20 protein-coding genes are annotated in these 21,228 nt (G+C 74.7%); 11 read left to right on the forward strand and 9 right to left on the reverse strand.

Translation table 11 applies throughout. The features are described from left to right. Positions 1-234: 234 nt before the first annotated feature. Positions 235-1,104: an alpha/beta fold hydrolase gene (locus ACWGL3_RS20580; protein WP_267945885.1), complete on the reverse strand. Its 870-nt coding sequence runs from the start codon at positions 1,102-1,104 to the stop codon at positions 235-237. Between the two features lie 164 nt (positions 1,105-1,268). Then, positions 1,269-2,546, reverse strand: a complete 1,278-nt coding sequence (locus ACWGL3_RS20585) for an NAD(P)/FAD-dependent oxidoreductase (protein ID WP_267945884.1) — start codon at positions 2,544-2,546, stop codon at positions 1,269-1,271. A gap of 285 nt (positions 2,547-2,831) precedes the next feature. Between ACWGL3_RS20585 and ACWGL3_RS20590 the strand changes: the two genes are divergently transcribed. Beyond that, positions 2,832-4,397: an MFS transporter gene (locus ACWGL3_RS20590; protein WP_452461693.1), complete on the forward strand. Its 1,566-nt coding sequence runs from the start codon at positions 2,832-2,834 to the stop codon at positions 4,395-4,397. Continuing rightward, positions 4,387-4,944 (forward strand): TetR/AcrR family transcriptional regulator, encoded by a 558-nt coding sequence (locus tag ACWGL3_RS20595; protein WP_267945882.1) that lies wholly within the window; start codon positions 4,387-4,389, stop codon positions 4,942-4,944. The genes ACWGL3_RS20590 and ACWGL3_RS20595 overlap by 11 nt, the downstream gene beginning before the upstream one ends. A gap of 234 nt (positions 4,945-5,178) precedes the next feature. On the opposite strand, the gene ACWGL3_RS20600 is transcribed toward ACWGL3_RS20595, so the two are convergent. Then, positions 5,179-6,237 carry a tartrate dehydrogenase gene (locus ACWGL3_RS20600; protein WP_267945881.1) on the reverse strand — a complete coding sequence of 353 codons (1,059 nt, stop codon included), beginning with the start codon at positions 6,235-6,237 and terminating at the stop codon, positions 5,179-5,181. A gap of 222 nt (positions 6,238-6,459) precedes the next feature. Here ACWGL3_RS20600 and ACWGL3_RS20605 point away from each other — a divergent pair, with 222 nt between their 5' ends. Beyond that, positions 6,460-7,332 (forward strand): LysR family transcriptional regulator, encoded by an 873-nt coding sequence (locus ACWGL3_RS20605; RefSeq protein WP_267945880.1) that lies wholly within the window; start codon positions 6,460-6,462, stop codon positions 7,330-7,332. A gap of 15 nt (positions 7,333-7,347) precedes the next feature. On the opposite strand, the gene ACWGL3_RS20610 is transcribed toward ACWGL3_RS20605, so the two are convergent. Continuing rightward, a complete protein-coding gene (locus ACWGL3_RS20610; RefSeq protein ID WP_267945879.1) occupies positions 7,348-7,773 on the reverse strand; it encodes a PPOX class F420-dependent oxidoreductase in 426 nt (141 codons plus the stop codon). 148 nt (positions 7,774-7,921) lie between these two features. Between ACWGL3_RS20610 and ACWGL3_RS20615 the strand changes: the two genes are divergently transcribed. Then, complete coding sequence (locus ACWGL3_RS20615; protein ID WP_267945878.1) at positions 7,922-8,431, forward strand: hypothetical protein; 510 nt, start codon at positions 7,922-7,924, stop codon at positions 8,429-8,431. 125 nt (positions 8,432-8,556) lie between these two features. On the opposite strand, the gene ACWGL3_RS20620 is transcribed toward ACWGL3_RS20615, so the two are convergent. From ACWGL3_RS20620 to ACWGL3_RS20640, 5 genes are all read right to left on the reverse strand, one after another. Continuing rightward, positions 8,557-9,954: an adenylosuccinate synthetase gene (locus ACWGL3_RS20620; RefSeq protein WP_452461694.1), complete on the reverse strand. Its 1,398-nt coding sequence runs from the start codon at positions 9,952-9,954 to the stop codon at positions 8,557-8,559. Continuing rightward, entirely contained in the window at positions 9,951-10,946 is a 996-nt protein-coding gene (locus ACWGL3_RS20625) for a hypothetical protein (RefSeq protein WP_267945876.1), read from the reverse strand. The genes ACWGL3_RS20620 and ACWGL3_RS20625 overlap by 4 nt, the downstream gene beginning before the upstream one ends. A 58-nt stretch (positions 10,947-11,004) precedes the next feature. Continuing rightward, positions 11,005-12,126: a J domain-containing protein gene (locus tag ACWGL3_RS20630; protein WP_267945875.1), complete on the reverse strand. Its 1,122-nt coding sequence runs from the start codon at positions 12,124-12,126 to the stop codon at positions 11,005-11,007. 94 nt (positions 12,127-12,220) lie between these two features. Then, positions 12,221-13,057, reverse strand: a complete 837-nt coding sequence (locus ACWGL3_RS20635; RefSeq protein WP_267945874.1) for an NUDIX hydrolase — start codon at positions 13,055-13,057, stop codon at positions 12,221-12,223. 51 nt (positions 13,058-13,108) lie between these two features. Beyond that, positions 13,109-13,798: a DUF998 domain-containing protein gene (locus tag ACWGL3_RS20640; RefSeq protein WP_267945873.1), complete on the reverse strand. Its 690-nt coding sequence runs from the start codon at positions 13,796-13,798 to the stop codon at positions 13,109-13,111. A gap of 94 nt (positions 13,799-13,892) precedes the next feature. Between ACWGL3_RS20640 and ACWGL3_RS20645 the strand changes: the two genes are divergently transcribed. From ACWGL3_RS20645 to ACWGL3_RS20675, 7 genes are all read left to right on the forward strand, one after another. Further along, positions 13,893-14,537, forward strand: a complete 645-nt coding sequence (locus ACWGL3_RS20645) for a TetR/AcrR family transcriptional regulator C-terminal domain-containing protein (protein ID WP_267945872.1) — start codon at positions 13,893-13,895, stop codon at positions 14,535-14,537. A gap of 146 nt (positions 14,538-14,683) precedes the next feature. After that, complete coding sequence (ruvC, locus tag ACWGL3_RS20650) at positions 14,684-15,232, forward strand: crossover junction endodeoxyribonuclease RuvC (RefSeq protein ID WP_267950462.1); 549 nt, start codon at positions 14,684-14,686, stop codon at positions 15,230-15,232. A gap of 50 nt (positions 15,233-15,282) precedes the next feature. Further along, positions 15,283-15,897, forward strand: coding sequence for a Holliday junction branch migration protein RuvA (ruvA, locus tag ACWGL3_RS20655; protein WP_267945871.1), 615 nt, complete (start codon positions 15,283-15,285; stop codon positions 15,895-15,897). A 14-nt stretch (positions 15,898-15,911) separates the two neighbouring features. Next, positions 15,912-17,063: a Holliday junction branch migration DNA helicase RuvB gene (ruvB, locus tag ACWGL3_RS20660; RefSeq protein WP_267945870.1), complete on the forward strand. Its 1,152-nt coding sequence runs from the start codon at positions 15,912-15,914 to the stop codon at positions 17,061-17,063. A 347-nt stretch (positions 17,064-17,410) separates the two neighbouring features. Continuing rightward, positions 17,411-17,776: a preprotein translocase subunit YajC gene (gene yajC / locus ACWGL3_RS20665; RefSeq protein ID WP_267945869.1), complete on the forward strand. Its 366-nt coding sequence runs from the start codon at positions 17,411-17,413 to the stop codon at positions 17,774-17,776. 118 nt (positions 17,777-17,894) lie between these two features. Beyond that, positions 17,895-18,449: an adenine phosphoribosyltransferase gene (locus ACWGL3_RS20670; protein ID WP_267945868.1), complete on the forward strand. Its 555-nt coding sequence runs from the start codon at positions 17,895-17,897 to the stop codon at positions 18,447-18,449. 541 nt (positions 18,450-18,990) lie between these two features. Next, a complete protein-coding gene (locus tag ACWGL3_RS20675) occupies positions 18,991-21,165 on the forward strand; it encodes a RelA/SpoT family protein (RefSeq protein WP_276567169.1) in 2,175 nt (724 codons plus the stop codon). Positions 21,166-21,228 lie beyond the last annotated feature (63 nt).

Raw genomic sequence — 21,228 nt, forward strand, 5'->3', positions numbered from 1 at the left:
CCCGTGGCGGGTCCCGGCCGACGGCCCGCCCCGGGTACGGGATCGCGGCGGCAGGGGTGGGACCGCGGACCCCTCGGACCACCGCGCCGGGGGACCCCGGGCGGGCCGCGGGGCCGTCACCGCCCGTGCCCGGCCGTCCCGCGACGGCTCCACCCGTCGCGCGCGACGCGGAGGAGACCGGGACCGGGCGCGGACGCCGGTGGCCGAGCCCCTCCGCGCGGTCGCGCCGCGGGTTCAGCCGCCGCCCCTCCGGAGCAGCTCGCGGACCTGCTCCGGAGCCTCGTGGAGCACCAGGTGCCCCGCGTCCGCGATCTCGTGGACGCCGGTGTCCAGGAGCCGCCGGGCCGCCCCGCGCAGGAGCGCGGGGGAGACGACGCGGTCGCGTGCCCCCGTCGCCACGGTCACCGGCGTCCCGCGCCAGTCGCGGAACTCCTCGCCCCGCAGCAGCCCGGGCACCGTGTCCGCCCGGCAGTGGCGGCCCACCAGCGTCATCCACTCCGCGAGCGGCCCCGGCCCGGCCGGCCCGCCCCACGCGCCGATCAGCCGGGCACTGGTGTCCTCACCGGGGCGGAGCCGCCACGCGCACGTCGCGCGCAGGCGCCCGGGATCCCTCGCCGGGGCGGCCAGGCCGGCCGGGTTGACCAGCAGCAGGCGGTCCACCAGCGGAGAGGGCGGCGAGGACAGCACGGCGGCGGCCCCCAGCGCGTGTCCGAGGAGGACCACCGGGCGGTCCGTGACCTGGGGCAGCAGGGCGTCCAGCCACGCGCCGTAGGCGGCGGCCCGGCCCCCGAGGGGGCGGAGGGGGGAGCTCAGCCCCGGCTGCCCCGGCAGGTCGGCGAGGATCACGGTGCGGTCCCGGGCCAGGAGCCGCGCGGCGCCGGTGAGGGTCGCCGCGCCCAGACCCGCACCGGGCAGGACCAGGACCGGGACCCCGCCACCGCCGCCGAGCACGTGGACCCGGGTGCCGCGGCCGTCCGCCACGATCCGGGGCAGGGGGCGCATCCCCGGGCAGGCGGCCAGCTCCCTCTCGCACCACGAGCGCACGGCGGCCTCGCCGGATCTGGAACGGTACACGCGCACGTGTGCCGGGAACGGGGTCGACATCTCTCACCTTCGGACGGCAGGCCGCGGCGCGCACGGGACCCGGAGCGGCGGGAGCCGTCCGGGGCGCGCCGGGGCACGGGAAGCGGCCCGGCCCCGGGACGGGGCGCGGGCCTGGCAGGAGGGGCGGGGCCGGGGCGGTGCTCGCACGCGCCGCGGGCCGGGGGTCAGCGCAGCGGATCGAGGAGGCGCAGCTCCTCGGGGCGCTTCCCGGTGGCGACCTGCTCGGCGAGCAGCCGCCCCGTGACGGGACCGTGGGTGAGCCCCCACATCCCGTGGCCCCCCGCCACGTACACGCCGGGCGTGCGGGTCGCCCCGACCAGGGGCGCGCCGTCCGGGGTGACCGGACGCGGGCCGACCCACTCGTCGGTACGGCCCTCCCAGTCCACCCCGGCCAGGTGGGTGCGGGCCGACCTGACGATCGCCGCGACCCGCCGCTCCTCCATGGCCGCGTCCGGCGGTCGGAACTCCATCGTCCCCGCCACGCGCATCGCGCCCCGGTACGGCGTGCACGCCACCCGTGCCTCGGGGAGGTACACGGGACCGGGGACCGGGACGTCGGTGGGGACGGTGAACGAGTAGCCCCGGCCGGCGCGGACCCCGACCCGGACGCCGTGGGCGCGGACGAGGCGGTCGAACCACGCGCCCGTCGCCACGACCGCGGCGTCGGCGGTCAGCCGCTCCCCGCCGGAGGAACCTCGGGAACCGGCGAGGTCCGCGACGACCCCGCCTCCGTCAGGGCGGACGCCGACGGCCTCCGCGCCGCCCCGGACCTCGCCCCCGCGCTCGCGCACGGACGCGGCCAGGGCCCGGACCAGGGCGCCCGGGTCCACATGGCGCTGCCCCTCCAGGCGCACCGCCGCGGCCACGCGGCCGGAGACCTGGGGGACCGCCTCGCGCGCCTGGTCGCCGGTGAGTACGGAGCGGTCCACGGACAGCCCCGAACGGGCCACGCGGTCGAGCTCGCGCAGCAGTGCGACGGCGGCGCCGGGCGAACGGAACACCGCCGTGACGGGTGCGCGGACCCCGGTCGTCACGACGCCCCCCTCGGCCAGGAGGTCGAAGGCGTCCAGGCACGCGGAGTTCAGGGGAAGGTTGGCGCGGACCGCGCGCTCCCACGCGCCCCACCGGCAGTGCGCGGCGAAGCGGGCGAGGAAGGCCCACAGGCCGGGGTCGGGGGAGAGGGGGACCGACAGCGGCGCGGACGGGTCCAGGAGGGCGCGTGCGCCGTAGCGGAGGACGCCGGGCTCGTTCAGGGGCAGCGCGAGAGCGGGCGAGAGCCATCCGGCGTTGCCCCAGGACGCACCGGAGCCGACGTCGCCGCGGTCGATGACGACGACCCGGGCGCCGTGCTCCTGGAGGAACCAGGCCGTGGACAGCCCGACGACCCCCGCGCCGACGACCAGCACCCTCCGTGCCCTGCCGCCGAGACCCCTGCCCGCCATGTCCGTGCCCTCCGTCCTCCGTGTGCCCGATCCCCAGACTGGTGCCTCGCCCGCATCCGGGTGTTGTCCCCAGAGGACAACACAAGGGGCTTTGGATGTCACGGCGGCACAAGGGTCGAAGCCATGACAGTGGTGCTCCGGTGTCGCCCGGCGCCGTCGCCGGCGGCCCTCCGTGCCGAGGGGAGGGCGCCCGTGGGGCCCGGCCCCGTCCTCTCCGCCACCAAATGTTGAACTATGGTACAAGTAGTACGTTGGTTCAACTACTTCTGAGGGGGCGTGGCGGGCATGGGGAAATCAGAGCGCGCCGGGTGGCGCGAGTGGATCGGTCTCGCGCTGCTGGCGCTGCCGACCATGCTGCTCGGGCTCGACGTGACGGCGCTCTACCTCGTCGTTCCGAGCCTGGCCGCGGACCTGGACCCGACCGCGACGGAGACACTGTGGATCATGGACGCCTACGGCTTCCTCATCGCGGGCTTCCTGATCACGATGGGGACGCTGGGCGACCGGATCGGGCGGCGCCGACTGCTGATGATCGGGGCGGCGGCGTTCGGCGCGACCTCGGTCCTCGCGGCGTTCGCCCCCAGCGCCCTGTGGCTGATCGTGGCGCGGGCACTGCTCGGAGTGGCCGGCGCGACGCTCATGCCCTCGACGCTGTCGCTGGTCAGCACCATGTTCACCGACGTCCGGCAGCGGGCGCTGGCGATCGGCGTGTGGGCGACGATGTTCGCCCTGGGGATGGCGGCGGGCCCGGTCGCGGGCGGGGCGCTGGTCGCCGACCTCTGGTGGGGCGCGGTCTTCCTCGTCGCCGTGCCGGTCGCCGTGCTGGTCCTGGTCGCCGCGCCGGTGCTCCTGCCGGAGTACCGGTCCTCCGCCGGCCCTCTCGACCTGTTGAGCGTCGGGCTGTCCCTCGCGGCGATGCTGCCGATCGTCTACGCGGTCAAGCACGCGGCCGCCCACGGCGTCGATGCCCCGGCGGTGGTCGCGGCCCTCGTCGGCGGTGGCGCCGCGGTCGCGTTCGTCCGTCGCCAGCTGCGCCTGAGCGAGCCGCTGCTGGACATGGGGCTCTTCACCGGCCGGGCCTTCTCCGCGGCCCTGTCCGTCCTGTTGGTCGGCCTGGCCGGCTTCGGCGGAGCGATGTACCTCGTCACCCAGTACCTACAGCTCGTCGCGGGCCTCTCACCGCTGACGGCCGGGCTGTGGATGGGGCCGCCCGCACTGGCCATGCTCGTCGGCGCCGTCGGCGCCCCGCTCGTGGCCGTTCGCGTGTCGCCCGGCGTCGTCATGTCGGCCACCCTGGCGCTGTCGCTGTCCGGATACGCCCTGCTCTCCCTCGTGGGGGCCGACAGCACACCGGGCGTGATCGCCGGATTCGCGTTCGTCTACCTCGGACTCGGGGTCATCGCCGCGCTCGGTACCGACATCGTCGTGGGCGCGGCGCCACCGGAGAAGTCCGGATCGGCGGCCGCGCTCTCCGAGACCGTTCAGGAACTCGGCATCGCGGCGGGGGTCGCGCTCCTGGGAAGCCTGACCACCGTGATCTACCGGAGCCGGGTCGAGGCCCCGGCCGGGCTGTCCCCCTCCGAGGCCGATGCCTACGGTGACAGCCTCCTCGGGGCCTCCTCCCTCGGGGACCAGTTGTCGGCCCCGGCCCTCGACCAGGCACGAGCCGCGTTCACCGGCGGACTCAACACCGCCGCCGTGCTGGCCGGCCTCGCCGTGGCGGCTGCTTCGCTGGTCTGCTTCACGGCGCTGCGCCACCTCCGGCCCCTGGGCGACACCGCCGGTGGGGCCGAGCCGATAGCCTCGTCGGCAGGAACGGCGACCACTGGTGAGCGGGAAGATGGCGGCTGAACGAAAACCTGTCGACGGGCGCAGACTGCGCGGTGAACGCCGCCGGGCCCAGATCATCGAGGCGACGCTCGCGATCGTCCGCCGCGACGGGGCCTCCGGCGTCACCCACCGCACCGTGGCCAAGGAGGCGGGCATCACCACCAGCCTGACCCTCTACTACTTCGCGACCTTGGACGACCTGTTGGTGGCCGCCCTGACCAGCGTCACGGACGAGTACACCCGCCGCATCCGCCGACTCATCGAGTCCGAGGACGACCCGATCGCCGGCCTCGCCCACCTCATCGCCGAATCCGCCGGTCCGGGCCGGGAACGCGCACTCGCCGAACGGGAGCTGTCGACCCTGGCGGCCCGCCGCCCCGCCCTGCGGCCGGTGGCACGGCACTGGCGCGACAACGTCGCGGAGCTCGCCCGGACCCAGACCGACGACCCCGATGCGGTCGAAGCCGTCGTCGCGCTGTCCGACGGCCTGTGCGCGGCCATCCTCCTCGACGACCGCGAGGCCGACCCGGACCACATCCGGAGCGTCCTCGGCAGGGCGCTGGGGTGAACCCGCCCGAGGGCCGTCGACGGCACCGGCGAGTCCCGACCGGCGTCGCGGACGCCCCGCCCCGTGACGGCCGGGGTCCCGTCCCGTGGTCGCGCCCGCGCCCGCCCTCCGCCTCGTGGAGGGCGGGTCCCGGCGACCGGCGGCGCGCATCCGTCCGCACCGGCGCCCCCGCTCCACGGAGGGCCCCGCCACGGGGACCGACCGGCGCGGGCGGGGCCCCGGTTCCGGGCGGGCTCAGGGGAGGCGGCTGAGCACCTCGCCCGTGAACTCGTCCGTGCCCGCGGTCCCGCCCAGGTCGGCCGTGCGCACCGGCGAGGACGCCAGGACGCCCCGGACCGCGTCCATCACCTGCGCGCCCGCCTCGGCGTGGCCCAGGTGGTCGAGCATCATCGACGCCGACCAGATCGCGCCGAGCGGGTTGGCCAGCCCCCGGCCCGCGATGTCGGGGGCCGACCCGTGCACCGGCTCGAACATCGACGGGAACTCGCGCTCCGGGTTGAGGTTCGCGGACGGGGCCACCCCGATACCGCCCGCGACCGCGGCGGCGAGGTCGCTGAGGATGTCCCCGAACAGGTTGGAGCCGACGATCACGTCGAACCGGGCCGGGTCCAGGACGATCTTGGCGGCCAGGGCGTCGATGTGCTCCTGGTCCCACGACACGTCCGGGTGCTCGGCCGCGCGCTCCGCCACCAGTTCGTCCCAGAACGGCATGGTGTGCACGATCCCGTTGGACTTGGTGGCGGAGGTCAGCCGTCCGCCGCGCCGGCCGGCCAGGTCGAAGGCGTACTCCAGCACCCGTTCGACGCCCCTGCGGGTGAACACCGACTCCTGGACGACCGCCTCCTCCGGGGTCCCCTCGAAAATACGCCCGCCGACCTGCGAGTACTCGCCCTCGTTGTTCTCGCGCACGACCACGAGGTCGACCTCTCCGGGGAGCGCCCGGGAGACCGGGCTCGGCACCCCCTCCAGGACGGTGATCGGGCGCAGGTTGACGTACTGCCGGAACCCCCGCCGAATGGGGATGAGCAGTCCCCACAGCGAGACGTGGTCGGGCACCCCGGGCCGGCCCACGGCGCCCAGCAGTACGGAGTCGTGGTGCCTGATCCGGTCGAGGCCGTCCTCGGGCATCATCGAGCCCTCGGCCAGGTAGCGCTCGCAGGACCAGTCGAACTCGTCGTAGGACAGCGAGAGGCCGTGGTGGCGGCCGACCCGGTCCAGGACGGCGCGGGCGGCGGGCAGGACCTCCTTGCCGATCCCGTCGCCGGGGATCGTGGCGATGCGGTAGTGCTTCATGTCGTCTCCCGTGGGTGAGGGCCGGTGTGCCCGGCGGGGGCGCGGGGCACCCGGCGGAGGGGAGCTGTGGGCCCGGGGGCACGCGGGTCCCGCGGCGTGCGCGGGAGCCCGGCGGACGGCGGCTCGTTCCTGCACCGATCCCAGCAGCCGCAGGGGCGCGCGTCCAAGACCGTCTGCCGATACCTTTGATAGGCCAGGCCTATAAGGAGACGGGAGTTCGCTGTGGACGTCCGGCAGTTGGAGTACTTCCTGGCCGTGGTCGACCACGGCGGCGTGAACCGCGCGGCCACCGCCCTCCACCTGGCCCAGCCCTCGCTCTCCCAGGCGCTCCGGTCGCTGGAGCGGGACCTGGGCAGCGACCTCTTCCACCGGATCGGCCGCAGGGTCGTCCTGACCGGGGCCGGGCACGCGCTGGTCGGACCGGCCCGCGAGGCCGTGCGCGGCCTGGACCTGGCCCGCTCCGCCGTCGAGGCGGCCCAGGGGCTGAGGCGCGGCAGGGTGGACGTGGCGACCCTGCCCACCCAGGCGATCCAGCCGCTGACCGGCCTGGTCTCGGGGTTCACGGCGCTGCACCCGGAGATGTCGGTATCGGTCAGGGTGGCCCTGACCGCGCGCGACGCGGTCGACATGGTCCGGACCGGGGCGTGCGAGCTCGGCGTGGTGGCCACGGCGGGACCGCTTCCCGAGGCCGGGGTCCGCGTGCGCCCGCTGGTCCGGCAGGCCTTCGTGCTCCTGGCCCCGCGGGACGGCCCCTTCCGCGAGGGGGAGCCCGTGCCCGCCGAGCGGCTGGCGGGCCGGAGGCTGATCGTGGGCCAGCAGGGGTCGGGAATGCGCCGGTTCGTCGACGACCTGGTCGCCGACGGGCTGGAGGCCCACATCGCCGTGGAGACGGAGGACCGCCTCTCCGTCCTGCCGCTGGTCCTGGCCGGCTCGGGACTGGCCGTGGTGACCGACGCCTGGCGCGACCTCGCCGAGAGGGCGGGCGCGCTGGTCCTGGACCTGGTCCCCACCGGTCACCTGGACGTGGCGCTGATCAGCAGGCGCGGGCCCCTCACCGCGGGGGCGGAGGCCTTCGCCGCCCACGCGGTCGGCTGAGCGGGCCCCCGGCCCTCAGCCGGTCATGTCGAAGGCGGCGAGCACCTTCGTGGGGCGCACGCGCACCACGAGTTCGCCCGGGGTGCCGTTGCGCCGGCCGAACTCCTCCGCCTGGTCGGGCCCCATGTAGCGCCGTGCGATCACCGTCGCGGTCCGGACGAGTTCGCCGGGGTCCTCGGACACGGCGGCCTCGCCCTGGACCTGGACGAAGCCGAACGGCGCCTCCTCCAGGTCCACGACCAGCGTCACCCGCGGGTCGCGGGCGATGGCCCGCCCCTTCGCGGTCTCCCTGCCGGTGTTGAAGACGAGCTCGTCGCCCTCGACGGTGAACCACACCGGCGCCGCCAGGGGGCGGCCGTCGGCGGCGACGTAGGCGAGCTTGCCCGTGCGGGTGCCTTCGAGCAGGAAGTCGCGGACCCGGGGATCGGAGATGGAAGTCACGGCGCAACGCTAACCCGGGTCCGTCCGTGACCGCCGTCGCGACACGTCCCACGCGTGTGCCCGCGCGCTGAGGAAACCACTGATATCTGTACGATCCACGCAGAGAAGGCGTCCGTGGTGGGCGGTCGGGCAGGGGAGAGGGGTCGTCATGAGCGAGGTCGTGCCGGACGGCGGGACGTGGCGGATCGGGGCCCGCGAGGGCGTCGCGCTCTCGGCCCGCTGGTGGAAGTGGGTGTGGTCCGCGCCGGAGGGGTGCGATCCCGTCAGGGACGCCACCGGCCGGCACGCCGCGCTCAACCAGCCGGAGGACCTGTGGTTCCTCGCCGGCACCTACGGGGGCAGGGTCGTGCGCCGGTGCGAGGTGCCCTCGGGGCGCCCCCTGTTCTTCCCGGTGCTCAACCGGCAGCACACCTTCGAGTACTCCCCGGAGCCGGCGGCCATCCCGGTCGCGAGGGCCGAGGCGCACCTCAACGGCGTGCCCCTGCCGCTGGAGGAGTTCCAGGGGGTGTTCCGCAGCCCGCTGTGGGTCCGCAGGCACAGCTGGGGGCTGTGGGGAGCGGTCGCCCCCCTGAGCCCCGGAGGGTACGTGCTGGAGATCCGGGCGGACAGCGGCCGGGGCTTCCGGGTGGACACCACCTACCACCTGACCGTGGTCTGAGGCGCGGCGGCCGGCGCCCCGGACCCCGTGCGGCGCCTACCGCCGGATCCGGTCCCGCCCCGACCGGCGCCGCCGTCCGGGCGGGGTCCGGACGCCGGTCCGCCCCGGCCCCGCGGGGAGGCCGGTCAGACGCCCGACGGGACGAGGGCGTCGGCCCGGGTGGGGCCGGAGAACACCGCCTCCAGCGGAGGGCCCAGCGCCTCGGCGAGCGCCTCCGGTGCGGCGGGGGCGGCGGAGAGGACCGGGTCGGCGGACTCCAGGGCCCGGGTGAGCCGCTCCTGCCGTGCCAGGCGCTCCGCGGCGCGGGTGGCGTCCGCGGGACCCCCGCGGCGCCCGCCGGGCTCCCGGAGGGCGGGGTGGTTAGGCGCGGGCGCGTCGCCGGGGGCGATCTCCAGCGGGGCCCCGTCCGGGCCCGTGTAGGCGGTGCACCAGCGCAGCCGGCCGCCGGCACGGGCGGGGGCGTCGGCGTGCGTGACCACCAGCGAGTCCACCCCGCCGGTGGCCGCGAGCGCGTACCGGTGCGCCACGAGGTCGAGGTGGCCCACCCGGAACGGCCCCTGCCAGGGGTGTGTGCCGTTGTGCCGCTCCACGAGCCGCTCGCCCAGCGCGGGGTCCTCCGCCACCAGCGGTCCGGCGCCGTGCCGGGTGGTGAAGGTGCGCACCACGCCGATCCGGCGGGCGTCACCCGGCCGCCCGGCCTCGGCCAGCAGGGCGAGCGGGTTCGCGGTGGTCGTGGTCGACCAGGTGGTGTAGGGGTGGAACCCGTGCCACTCGTCGAGGAGCACGCCCTGGGCCCCCTCGAACACCACGGGGGAGCGGGCCAGCAGGCCGGGCAGGTACTCCTCGTCCACCAGCCGCACCCGCCGCGCGAACGCCAGGTACGCGGACACGCACTCCTCGACGTCCGGCACCGGACCGGCCTCCCGCGGAGCACCGCCCGAGCGGGCGGCCTCCCTCCGCACCGCGTCGAGGTGGTCGGCCAGGCGGCGCAGCTTGCGGCGCAGCCGCTCGGGGCGGTCGCAGTCGCCGGCGGTCGGCGCGTCCTCCGGGCGGGCCAGGGCGTAGGCCATGGCCTCGCCCACGCCCATCCCGCAGGAGCCGTGGCGGCCGGCGCCGCGCGCCCGCTCCCGCACCCGGTTCGCCTCCTGGTGCCAGGGCGTGCTGACCAGCGCCCGGCGGTCGACCGTGACCAGCGAGAACGGATCGGGGACCCCGAGCTCCGCGAGGTGCCGGGCCTCGGCGGCCAGCGCGAAGGGGTCCACGACCACGAGCCGTGACAGGTGGGTGGGGACCGGCCCGCCCGGGGCGAGGGTTCCCGCCCCGAACTGCGCGAACGTGTGGTGCCGGCCGTCGGGGGCGACGACGTTGTGCGCCGCCTGCGCGCCCCCGTTGGCGCGCACGACGGCGCCGAAGCGCCGCCGCGCGCACAGCAGGTCCACCGTCACGCCCTTGCCCGCGTCGCCGAACCCCAGGTCGACGACGACCGCGTTCCCGTCGGACCACCGCGGAGGAGTGCCCGTCACAGCCGGCCCACCCCGCCCTCGTCGGCCCCCGCGGGGAGGCCGCCCGGGGCCGGTGCGACCACCACCGAGCCGCGCGCGGAGGACAGGGGGCGCAGTGCCTTGCCGACCGCCTCTCCGGCGTCCGACCCGGCCTCGGCCAGGTCCGAGAGCCCCTCCTCCAGGTCGATGGCCTCCTCGGCCAGCCCGACGGTGACCGCGATGGTCTCCGACACCGCTTCGAGGTCGTCCAGGTAGATGACGTTCTGGCCCAGGTGGGTGTCCCAGAACCCCCTGACCTTCGGGTCGCCGTAGTAGTGGCTGCCCGTGGGCATGATGAAGAAGACCTCGAAGCTGCGCCGCAGCTCGGCGAGGATCTGCGGGAACGGGATGTTCTCGGTGACGTCGTCGCCGATCACCTCGCGCACCTCGCGCGCCTTGACCGACCCGTAGGCCATCTCGTCGCCGATGACGAACAGGTAGCCGCGCCGTCCGCGCTTCTCCAGGCAGTCCATCGCGGTGTGCCGCGCCATGAAGTACATGGCCAGCTCGTAGGACTCGGTGGCCTGGCCGCCCCCTCCGCCCTCCAGCAGGATGTTGCCGAGGTCGTCCTCCAGCTCGTTCCCCGACTCGAACTGGCCGACCTGGAGCGGCGCCCGGTCGCAGGTGGCGTCGCCGATCCCGCCGAACAGGATCTGCGGGTCCTCCACGTACCCCTTGCGCAGCAGGAGTCCGAACAGGTCGGGCAGCTTGGTCTGGAGGACGCGGGGCACGGTGCCCATGGAGCCGGTGACGTCGAACAGCACGGAGATGGCGAGCGAGTTGGGGTGCTCGTCGGAGTCGCGGCTCTCCCGGACGCCGACGTCCCGGGGGTCCAGGCTCGGGTGGGTCTTCCACTTGCTGCGGGGGGTGGAGGCGAGCACGTCGTCGGTGTAGCCGAAGCTGCTGGACCCGACGGAGGAGTTGTACGCCTGGCGCGCGTGGTAGGCGTCGGTGGACCAGTTGCTGTTTCCCATGGGTGGGTCTCCTTCTGAGGGGACGGGGGCGGCCGGGAGGGGCCGCGGGGTCGGTGCCCTAGCGGGCGGGGGCGGTGGGTGGGGAGGGTTCCGGCATGTGGAACGGGCGGAACCGGCGCGGGCCGAAGACGCGCTCCAGCACGTCGTCGAGTTCGCAGAGCAGGGCGAACCCGTCGCGGGGCCGCCGCTCGGGCGCCGGCAGGGTGCATCCGCGCGCGAAGGAGCGCAGTTCCCGGGGCAGGCGCCCCCCGGTGACGAACTCGACGCACCGGGTGGCCATGTGGATGTCGGTCTGCGCCAGGGCCGGGCGTCGCGCGGCCACCTCGGGCGGGTAGAAGTCCTCGCGGCCCGGCACCACGGCCGGGACGTGCGGTGCGGTGCGCGAGGCGTGCGAGGTCACCGAGTAGCACCAGTCGACCAGCACCAGCCCGTGCTCGGCGGGGTGGACCAGCACGTGCTCCGGCACGACCGCGCCGTGCACGACCCCTGCCCGCGCCGCGTTGCCGACGGCCACCAGCAGGCGGCGCCACATCCACGCCGCGTCGCGGGGGTCGACCCCGTCGGGGTGGGCCCGGCGCACGTCGGCGAGGGTGTGGAAGCCGTGCAGCCGCCCCAGCACGTTCGCGCGCCGCTCCACCCCGGTCGCGGAGTCGCGGTGCTTGAACGAGTCCACCAGCTCGGGGACGAACGCCCGGTAGTGCTCGTGGCCCTTCTCGCGCATGCGGCGCAGGGCGGTCGCCTCGGCCTCCATCAGGTCGTTGTCGCGGGGGGACCGGGGGAGCTTGAGCACGGCGTCGTGCCACTCCCCGTCGCGGTAGCGGACCGGGTGCAGGTCGGCGACGTCGCCCCGGGCCAGGCGTCCCGCCGCGACGCGGTAGGCGCGCGTCCGGGTGGCGAGGGTGAGGTCGTCGAAGCGCAGGTCCCCGGCGGCCATCTCCCGGTACAGGGCCCACAGCCGTGTGAGCCGGGTGAAGGCCTCCGAGGCCTCCGCGCGACGGCTCCCGGGCGCCGGGTCGGGGTGGACCAGGCGGGCCAGGCGGCGGTACTCGGCGGTGGCGGCCGGGGGGACGGCTCCGCCGCCGACCGGCACGGGGCCGAACAGCGCGGCGGGGTCCTCGGCCATGGAGACCGTGCGCAGGGCCGTGTCGAACGCCGCGGTGTCGTGCTGTTCCGTGCTCATTGGTCCCTCCCTTCCCGTACGTGGCGCGCGGCCCCCGGAGCGGGGACGGTGGGGCGGCGCCGGGGCGGGTCCCGGCGCGGTCGGACCGCCCCGGTCACTGGGTGCTCCTCAGCAGGGGCGGGTGCAGGAGCGCGGCGCCGCCGGCCCGGTACAGGCGGGCACGGCGCCCGCCTCCGGAGCCGCCGTGCTCGGCGAGTTCCCCGGTGTCCTCCACGAACCCGGGGGTGGCGAGGATCTTGCGGTGGAAGTTGGCGGCGTGCAGGGTGCGCCCCCACACCGCCTGGTACACCTCCCGCAGTGCCGTGATGGTGAAGGCGGACGGCAGGAACGCGGTGGCCAGGGCGGTGTACTCCAGCTTGGAGCGGGCGCGTTCGACCGCGTCGGCGAGGATCCGCCCGTGGTCGAACGCGAGGTCGCGGCCGGCCCGGGAGCCCTCGCCGTGCCCGAGCTCGCTCCACGGGACCCAGGCGGCCTCCTCGGTGTCCCTGCCGCTGTGGGGGTCGGGCAGGTCGGGGGCCAGGAGCATGTGGGCGACCGAGAACACGCGCATGCGGGGGTCGCGCCCCCGCGCCCCGTAGGTGCCCAGCTGCTCCAGGTGCAGCTCGGTGGGGAGCCGGGTCTTCTCCGACAGCACGCGCAGGGCGGCGTCGGGCAGGTCGGGGTCGGCGGGGCCGTCCGGCCCGTCCTCCGCGCGGACGAACCCGCCGGGCAGCGCCCACCGGCCGCGCTGCGGGTGGGCGGCGCGCCGTGTGAGCAGTACGTGGGGGGTCCCCGTCCGCCGGGCCCCGGTCTCCCCGGTCCCGGCCTCCGGACGGATCGTGAGGGCGACGACGTCGACGGTGACCGCGGCGGGGGCGAAGGCGTGGGGGTCGTAGCCGGAGAGGAACCTGCTCTCCGGCTCGTCGTGCTGGGGCGTCCTGTCCTCGGTCACGTGCGGGTCCTCGTTATTCTCAACCTGAGTTTTTCTCTGACTGAGATGAACTTAGCACGCAGTCCGACCCCCGTCCACCCCTTTTCCACCTCCCGCGTCCGGGGCCGGGTCCTTCCGGGCGGTCGAGCGCAGGAGCAGCCATGCCGCGGCCGCGAACCAGGTCAGTCCGACCGTCAGGACGACCCGCTGTCCCAGGCCGTGGAAGCCGTGCTCGGCGGAAGCCATGAAGGCCGCGAAGAGCGGCGGGACGAGGGCGCCCGCGGCGCAGCAGTACGCCACCCACGCCCGCCGTCCCGGCTCTGCGGCCAGGCGCCACGCCATCGCCAGGGGCGCCGCGGTGAGGGCGGCGTGGAAGGGCAGCACGTTGACCGCGTGGACCGTCCCGGCCGGGGTGGTCGCGCCCGCCGTCCCGACCCCCACGGGGTCGGTCGGGAACACGCCGGCGACGACCAGGCACGCCCCGGCCAGGGCGGTCAGGGCCGGCAGCGCGAACGAGCTCCGGCCGGTGGGCGCCGCCCTGCGCACGCCGACGGAGAAGGTCAGCAGGAGGAGGCCGGTGGCGATGAAGTTGGCCGTCTGTATCCAGCCCCTCTCCCCGAGGGCGAGTTCGCTGCCGAACCGGTGGAGCGGCTCGTAGTCCGGGCGGTACGCCCCCTCGGCGAGGAGCACCGGGACGAACAGGGGGGCGGCGGCGCCGCAGGCGAGGAGTGCGCGGGTGAAGCGGTCGGCGGGGGGTGCCATGCCTGTCTCCTTAGCGTTGGTAAGTCCTTATCACCGCTAAGCTACCTTAGCGGTGATAAGCTCCCTGTTCCGGAGACACGGGACAGAGGGCGGTGTGAGGGTGGACCGGCGGACGATCGTCGAGGCGGCACTGGGACTGCTCGACGACGAGGGGCTGGACCGGTTGACCGTCCGGCGGCTGGCCGAGCGCCTGGGCGTGAAGTCGCCGGCGCTCTACTGGCACTTCCGCGACAAGCGGGAGCTCCTCGACAGGATGGCCGAGCACCTGCGCCCGCCCCAGAGCCCCCCGGGCCCCGGGGAGGACTGGCGTTCCTGGTCGCTGCGCCGGGCCCGGGAACACCGGGCCGCGCTGTCGTCCCACCGCGACGCGGCCCGGGTCGTGGCGGGCAGCCGCGCGGGGGCGGCCACCCTCGCCGCCTTCGACGCCGAACTCGCCGTCCTGGTCGGCTTCGGCTTCGGTCCCGTGCGCGCCGTTCGCGCCGCGGTCCTCGTCGACCACTACGTGGTGGGCTCGGTCCTCCAGCAGCAGGCCGACGCGCAGCGCCACGCCGACGCGGGGGAGACGCCTCCCGAGGACCTTCCCGAGGAGGCGCGGGCCGCGCTGACCGGAGCGACGCCCACCCTGGCCGCGGCGCTCGCCGGAGGAGGGGACCCCGGTGGGGACGAAGCCTTCGAGGACGGCCTGCTCATGATCGTCGACGGCATCGCGGCCGGCCTCGAACGGGACCGGACCGCCTGATCCGCAGGGGGATCGCGCGGGGCGTGCCGGTCAGGCGGGGGAGGCGACACGCCCGGGCGGACGGACGGCGGGGGTCGGCGCCCACCGCTAGCATGGTGCGAACGGACGTTCGAGGACATGCGCGAAGACGGGCGAGGGTGGGCGGAGTGCGAGTGTTGGGGATCGACCCGGGGTTGACCCGGTGCGGGGTCGGTGTCGTCGAGGGGGCCATCGGCAAGCCGCTCACCCTCCTCGGGGCCGACGCCGTCCGCACCAGCCCCGACACCGAGCTGCCCCAGAGGCTCGTCGGCATCGAGCGCGGGATCGAGGAGTGGCTGGACCGGTTCCGGCCCGACGCGGTCGCCGTCGAACGGGTCTTCGCCCAGCACAACCTCAGCACGGTCATGGGCACGGCCCAGGCCAGCGGCATCGCCCTGGTGTGCGCCGCGCGCCGGGGCCTGCCCGTCGCCCTGCACACACCGAGCGAGGCCAAGGCCGCCATCACCGGCAGCGGCCGCGCCGACAAGGCGCAGGTCGGCACCATGGTGGCGCGTATCCTCGGACTCGACGGTCCTCCCAGGCCCGCGGACGCGGCGGACGCCGTCGCCCTCGCCATCTGCCACATCTGGCGCGGCGGGGCGCAGGCCCGGGTCGCCCAGGCCGCACAGGACTTCGCCCGCAAGGTGGAACTCGCCCGCCGCACCCGCGGCCGCTAGCTCCCCGCCCCCAGGAAGGAGAAGGGCACCGCCCCCGGTGCCCGCACGAGATGATCGCGTTCCTCACCGGCCGGGTGGCCGCACGCGGCGCCGGCAGCGCCGTGATCGACGTCGGCGGGGTCGGCATGACCGTCCAGTGCACCCCCTCCGCCCTGTCCCGGCTCCACGTCGGCGAGACCGGCACCGTGTCCACCAGCCTCATCGTCCGCGAGGACTCCCTGACCCTGTTCGGGTTCGCCGACGACGACGAGAGGCACCTGTTCGAGCAGTTGCAGACCGCGTCCGGGGTCGGACCGCGACTGGCCCTGGCGATCCTCTCCGTCCACAGCCCGGCCGGCCTGCGCCAGGCCGTGGCGACCGAGGACACCGCTGCCCTGACCCGTGTGCCGGGCATCGGGAGGAAGGGCGCGCAGCGCATCGTCCTGGAGCTGGCGGGCAAGCTGGAGTCGCCCGTCCTCACCGACGGCACGCTGCCCCCCGCGGAGGGGGCCCCGGCGGGGGCGTCCGACGCCGCCCGGCGCGCGCAGGTCGTCTCCGGCCTCGTCAACCTCGGCTGGTCGGCCAAGGACGCCGAGGCCGCCGCGGCCGCCGTCACCGCCGAGTCCGCGAGCACCGACGTCGCCGTCCTGCTGCGCACCGCCCTGCGCAGGCTCAGCCGCGCCTAGGAGGAAGGCACCCCATGCACGAACCGTACGAGTCCGGCGAGGCCCACGGGGCCGCCCCGTACGAGCGCGAGGCGGTCTCCTCCGACGCCAGCCTCGACGACCGCCAGGTCGAGGGCGCCCTGCGCCCCCGCGCCCTGGACGAGTTCGTCGGGCAGGAGCGGGTGCGCGAGCAGCTCTCCCTGGTGCTCGACAGCGCCCGGAGGCGCAACCGGGCCCCGGACCACATCCTCATGTCCGGGGGCCCCGGCCTGGGCAAGACCACCCTGGCCATGATCATCGCCGCCGAGATGGGCGCCCCGCTGCGCATCACGTCGGGCCCGGCCATCGAGCGCTCCGGCGACCTGGCGGCCGTCCTCTCCACCCTCCAGGAGGGCGAGGTGCTGTTCCTGGACGAGATCCACCGGATGGCCCGGCCCGCCGAGGAGATGCTCTACGTCGCGATGGAGGACTACCGGGTCGACGTCGTGGTCGGCAAGGGCCCCGGCGCGACCGCCATCCCCCTGGAGATCGCCCCGTTCACCCTGGTCGGGGCCACCACCCGGGCGGGCATGCTGCCCGCCCCGCTGCGCGACCGGTTCGGTTTCACCGCGCACATGGACTTCTACTCCCCGGACGAGCTGGAGCTGATCCTGCACCGCTCGGCGGGTCTGCTCGGGGCGCCCCTCGCGGAGGACGCGGCCCGGGAGATCGCCGGGCGCTCGCGCGGGACGCCCCGTATCGCCAACCGGCTGCTGCGCCGGGTGCGCGACTACGCCGAGGTCCGGGGGGACGGGCAGCTGTCGCTGCGGACCGCCCGTGCCGCGCTCGAGCTGTACGAGGTCGACGGCCTCGGCCTGGACCGGCTGGACCGCGCCATCCTCGACGTCCTCATGCACCGCTTCCGCGGGGGCCCCGTCGGCCTGTCCACGCTCGCGGTGTCGGTGGGGGAGGAGGCGGAGACCGTGGAGGTCGTCGCCGAGCCGTTCCTCGTCCGGTCCGGCTTCCTGGCGCGCACCCCGCGCGGCCGGGTGGCCACGCCGCAGGCCTGGGCGCACATGGGCCTCACCCCGCCGCCGGACGCCGCGTTCGGCGCGGGGTCCGCCGGTCCCGCGTCCGCCGGGGCCTCCGCGCCCGGCACCGCCGCGGGGGCCGGCGCCGGGGGCGGTGCCTCCGGGACGACGCCCTGACCGGACGGTCCGCGGCGCCTCCTGACCGGGCGGGCTGACAGGGGGCGTCGCACCGGGCACAATGGGTCCCGCGTGTGTGAAACGGGGCTGAACCGTTAACACTCCGATCTCCGGCGGTGGGGGATCGGTGACCGGCGCCACGTAAACTTTGGACGAATCAGCCGATACGGGGCAGGGCTCCGTACGTGTTGTCCGACACCGGCGGAACGACTCGGCCGCCCCGCGCGTTGTACGTGCCGGGTGTGGTCCGGATCGTTCCGGGTTCGGGCGACACGAAGAAGGTGGCCGCCGGAGTGCCCCACCGGCACCCGCGGACCACATGACGAAACGTCAGGAAGGACGCCCCCGTGCAGGGCCTTTACCATCTCGCCGACGCAGCAGAGCCCACGGGCGGGCTTCTCGGCATGCTCTTCCCGTTCCTGATGATCATCCTGGTCTTCTGGCTGCTGTTCTGGCGCCCGAACCAGAAGCGCCGCCAGCAGGAGGCGCAGATGCAGAGCGCGCTGGCCCCGGGCGTCGAGGTGATGACCAAGGCTGGCATCTTCGCGACCATCGTCGAGATCCACGAGCAGGACGTCCTGCTGGAGATCGCCCCCGGCACGCGGATCCGCATGCTCAAGGCCGGTGTGGGCGAGGTCATCACCCCCGCCGTGGACGACACCCCGGTCGAGGACCGTCCCGACTTCGGCGACGACGACAAGCCCAAGGGCTGAGGCCCCCGGGCCCCGGCGGGTCCACAGACTTCGGTACCGGCCCCCCTCCGGGGCCGGTACCGCCGTGTCCGGCCCGGACGCGACCGCCCCGACACCACAGCAGAAGGTTCCACCGAACATGCCCCACGACACCGCGACCGCGGACGGCGCCCCGAGCACGGAGCTCATCGAGGCGCAGATCCGCGACATCCCGGACTTCCCGCACGCCGGCATCCTGTTCAAGGACATCACGCCGCTGCTCAACCACCGGGAGGCCTTCGCGGCCGCCGTGGACGGCCTCTGCGCGCCCTACCGCGGGCTCGGGGTGGACCACGTGGTCGGGCTGGAGGCGCGCGGCTTCATCTTCGGGGCGCCGGTCGCCATGGAGCTGGGCGCGGGCTTCGTCCCCGCCCGCAAAGCGGGGAAACTGCCCGCGCGGACCATCGACCAGTCCTATGATCTGGAGTACGGGACCGCGACCGTCGAGATCCACGCCGACGCGATCGTCCCGGGCAGCCGCGTGCTCATCGTCGACGACGTCCTCGCGACCGGGGGCACCGGCAGGGCCGCGGTGGACCTGGTCCGCAAGGCGGGTGGTACGGTCGTGGGATTCTCCGTCCTGATGGAGCTCTCAGCGCTCCACGGCCGCGAGAAGTTGCCCGACGTGGAGCTGCACGCCCTCCTCTCGGCCTGACCCCGAGCCGCGCCGAGCCAGGCGCCGCCGCCGCGGGAATGCGCGGCGGTTCGTCACCGTTGACGTACTCCACCACGGGATGTGACGCGTTTGGTGACCCGGGTCACCCGTTGTCGTACCTGGTGGGGTGGGGTCGGGGGCCGAACACTAGACTGGTGGGAGAGGTACCGCGGCGACCATGTCACGACTGGCCCTGATGACACGCACGTGCACCGGTGGAGCCGGGCGGCGCTGACGGCGCCCGCGCCCCCGGGCGAATCCGCGGGAGGTAGGCATGCCAAGCGAAGTGGTTTCGACCGGGGCGGTATCCGCGAGCGAGCCGCGGCGGCCCGCCGTGCCGGGAGGGCACGCGGACGGCACCGGTGTGCCGTCCGCGGACGCAGGACCACAGGAGGGCCGTCCGGAGGGCGCCGCGAACGGAGCGGCGCCCTCCGACGTCTACGGGGAGGGGACGCCGAGGCATCCGGCGCCCTCCGCGACGCCCTCCACCGTGCGAGTACGCAGAAGGCTCGCCCGACTCGGCGCCCAGCGGGGAGTGACGATGAACCCGGTGCTCGAACCACTGATCAAGACCGTGCGGGCCACCCATCCCAAGGTGGACGTGCGGCTGATCGAGCGCGCCTACGAGGTGGCGGCCCACCACCACCGCGAGCAGAAGCGCAAGAGCGGCGACCCCTACATCACCCACCCGCTCGCGGTCGCCACGATCCTCGCCGAGCTGGGGATGCAGGAGGCCACCCTCGCCGCCGCGCTGCTGCACGACACCGTCGAGGACACCGACTACTCGCTGGACGAGCTGCGCGCCGACTTCGGCGACGAGATCGCCGAGCTCGTCGACGGCGTCACCAAGCTCGACAAGGTCAAGTACGGCGAGGCCACCCAGGCCGAGACGGTGCGCAAGATGGTCGTGGCGATGGCCCGCGACATCCGCGTCCTGGTCATCAAGCTGTGCGACCGGCTGCACAACATGCGCACCCTGCGCTACCTGCCGTCCAAGGCGAAGAGGGAGAAGAAGGCCCGCGAGACCCTGGAGATCTTCGCCCCGCTGGCCCACCGGCTGGGCATGAACACCATCAAGTGGGAGCTGGAGGACCTGGCGTTCGCCACCCTCTACCCCAAGCGCTTCGACGAGATCGCCCGCCTGGTGTCCGAGCGCGCCCCCCGGCGCGACGTCTACCTCCAGGAGGTCATCGAGGCGGTCTCGGGCGACCTGCGCGAGTCCAAGCTCAAGGCGACCGTGCGCGGGCGCCCCAAGCACTACTACTCGATCTACCAGAAGATGATCGCCCGCAACTGCGGCTTCGACGAGATCTACGACCTCATCGCCGTGCGGGTCCTGGTGGACAGCGTCCGCGACTGCTACGCGGCCCTCGGGACCATTCACGCGCGGTGGAACCCCGTGCCCGGGCGGTTCAAGGACTACATCGCGATGCCCAAGTTCAACATGTACCAGTCGCTGCACACGACGGTGATAGGGCCCTCGGGCAACCCGGTCGAACTCCAGATCCGCACCAGGGCGATGCACCGCCGTGCCGAGTACGGAATCGCCGCGCACTGGAAGTACAAGGAGGACCGCAACAGCGGCCCCGAGGCCAGGCCCAAGGGCAGCACGGACATGCAGTGGCTGCGCCAGCTCATCGACTGGCAGCAGGAGACCAAGGACCCGGGCGAGTTCCTGGAGTCGCTGCGGTTCGACCTGTCGGTGCAGGAGGTGTTCGTCTTCACCCCCGACGGCGACGTCATCCCCCTGCCCCAGGGCGCCACCGCCGTCGACTTCGCCTACGCGGTCCACACCGAGGTCGGCCACCGCACGGTCGGGGCCAGGATCAACGGCCGCCTCGTCCCGCTGGAGAACGAGCTGCACAACGGCGAGACCGTGGAGATCCTCACCTCCAAGACGCCCGACGCCGGTCCCAGCCGGGACTGGCTGAACTTCGTCAAGAGCGCGCGCGCCCGCAACAAGATCCGGCACTGGTTCACGAAGGAGCGCCGCGAGGCGGCGATCGACCAGGGCAAGGACGAGATCGCGAAGGTGATGCGCAAGCAGGAGCTCCCGGTCAAGCGCCTGTTCAGCGGCGAGGCGCTCATCGCCCTGGCCGGCGACCTGCGCTATCCGGACGTGGACTCCCTCTACGCGGCCGTGGGCGAGCACCAGGTCAGCGCGCAGAGCGTGGTGGCCAAGCTCGTCGACTCGCTGGGCGGGCTGGAGAGCCACACCGAGGACATCGCGGAGTCGTCCCTGCCCACCAAGGCGCCGCGCCAGCGCCAGGCGGGCAACCCCGGCGTGGTCGTGGAGGGCGACGCCGACGTGTGGGCGCGCCTGTCCAAGTGCTGTACGCCGGTCCCCGGCGACGAGATCGTCGGTTTCGTCACCCGCGGGAACGGCGTGTCCGTGCACCGCGAGGACTGCGTGAACGCCGCGACCCTGGACACCGAGCGCATGGTCAAGGTGGACTGGTCGCCCACCGAGGACTCGATGTTCCTGGTGGCGTTGCAGGTGGAGGCGCTGGACCGGTCCCGCCTGCTCTCCGACATCACGCGGGTGCTGTCCGACCAGCACGTCAACATCCTGTCCGCGACCGTCCAGACGAGCCGCGACCGGGTCGCCCAGAGCCGGTTCACGTTCGAGATGGCCGACCCCGCCCACCTGGGCAGCGTGCTCCGCGCCGTCCGCGGCGTGGACGGCGTCTACGACGTCTACCGGGTCCGCAACTAGGGGCCGGCAGGTCCTCTCGCGGGCCGGGGCCGCCCCGGACGGAGGGAGGCCCCGGCCGTGCCC

The organism is Nocardiopsis sp. NPDC055824 (assembly GCF_053616335.1).

Excerpts from the sequence above, each read along its gene's own strand:
- ACWGL3_RS20670 (WP_267945868.1), top strand. The coding sequence starts at position 17,895 with ATGCCCCACGACACCGCGACCGCGGACGGCGCCCCGAGCACGGAGCTC.
- ACWGL3_RS20585 (WP_267945884.1), bottom strand. The coding sequence starts at position 2,546 with ATGGCGGGCAGGGGTCTCGGCGGCAGGGCACGGAGGGTGCTGGTCGTC.
- ruvB (WP_267945870.1), top strand. The coding sequence starts at position 15,912 with ATGCACGAACCGTACGAGTCCGGCGAGGCCCACGGGGCCGCCCCGTAC.
- ACWGL3_RS20600 (WP_267945881.1), bottom strand. The coding sequence starts at position 6,237 with ATGAAGCACTACCGCATCGCCACGATCCCCGGCGACGGGATCGGCAAG.
- ACWGL3_RS20590 (WP_452461693.1), top strand. The coding sequence starts at position 2,832 with ATGGGGAAATCAGAGCGCGCCGGGTGGCGCGAGTGGATCGGTCTCGCG.
- ACWGL3_RS20595 (WP_267945882.1), top strand. The coding sequence starts at position 4,387 with ATGGCGGCTGAACGAAAACCTGTCGACGGGCGCAGACTGCGCGGTGAA.
- ACWGL3_RS20640 (WP_267945873.1), bottom strand. The coding sequence starts at position 13,798 with ATGGCACCCCCCGCCGACCGCTTCACCCGCGCACTCCTCGCCTGCGGC.
- ACWGL3_RS20630 (WP_267945875.1), bottom strand. The coding sequence starts at position 12,126 with ATGAGCACGGAACAGCACGACACCGCGGCGTTCGACACGGCCCTGCGC.
- ACWGL3_RS20625 (WP_267945876.1), bottom strand. The coding sequence starts at position 10,946 with ATGGGAAACAGCAACTGGTCCACCGACGCCTACCACGCGCGCCAGGCG.
- ruvA (WP_267945871.1), top strand. The coding sequence starts at position 15,283 with ATGATCGCGTTCCTCACCGGCCGGGTGGCCGCACGCGGCGCCGGCAGC.
- ACWGL3_RS20580 (WP_267945885.1), bottom strand. The coding sequence starts at position 1,104 with ATGTCGACCCCGTTCCCGGCACACGTGCGCGTGTACCGTTCCAGATCC.
- ACWGL3_RS20615 (WP_267945878.1), top strand. The coding sequence starts at position 7,922 with ATGAGCGAGGTCGTGCCGGACGGCGGGACGTGGCGGATCGGGGCCCGC.
- ACWGL3_RS20675 (WP_276567169.1), top strand. The coding sequence starts at position 18,991 with ATGAACCCGGTGCTCGAACCACTGATCAAGACCGTGCGGGCCACCCAT.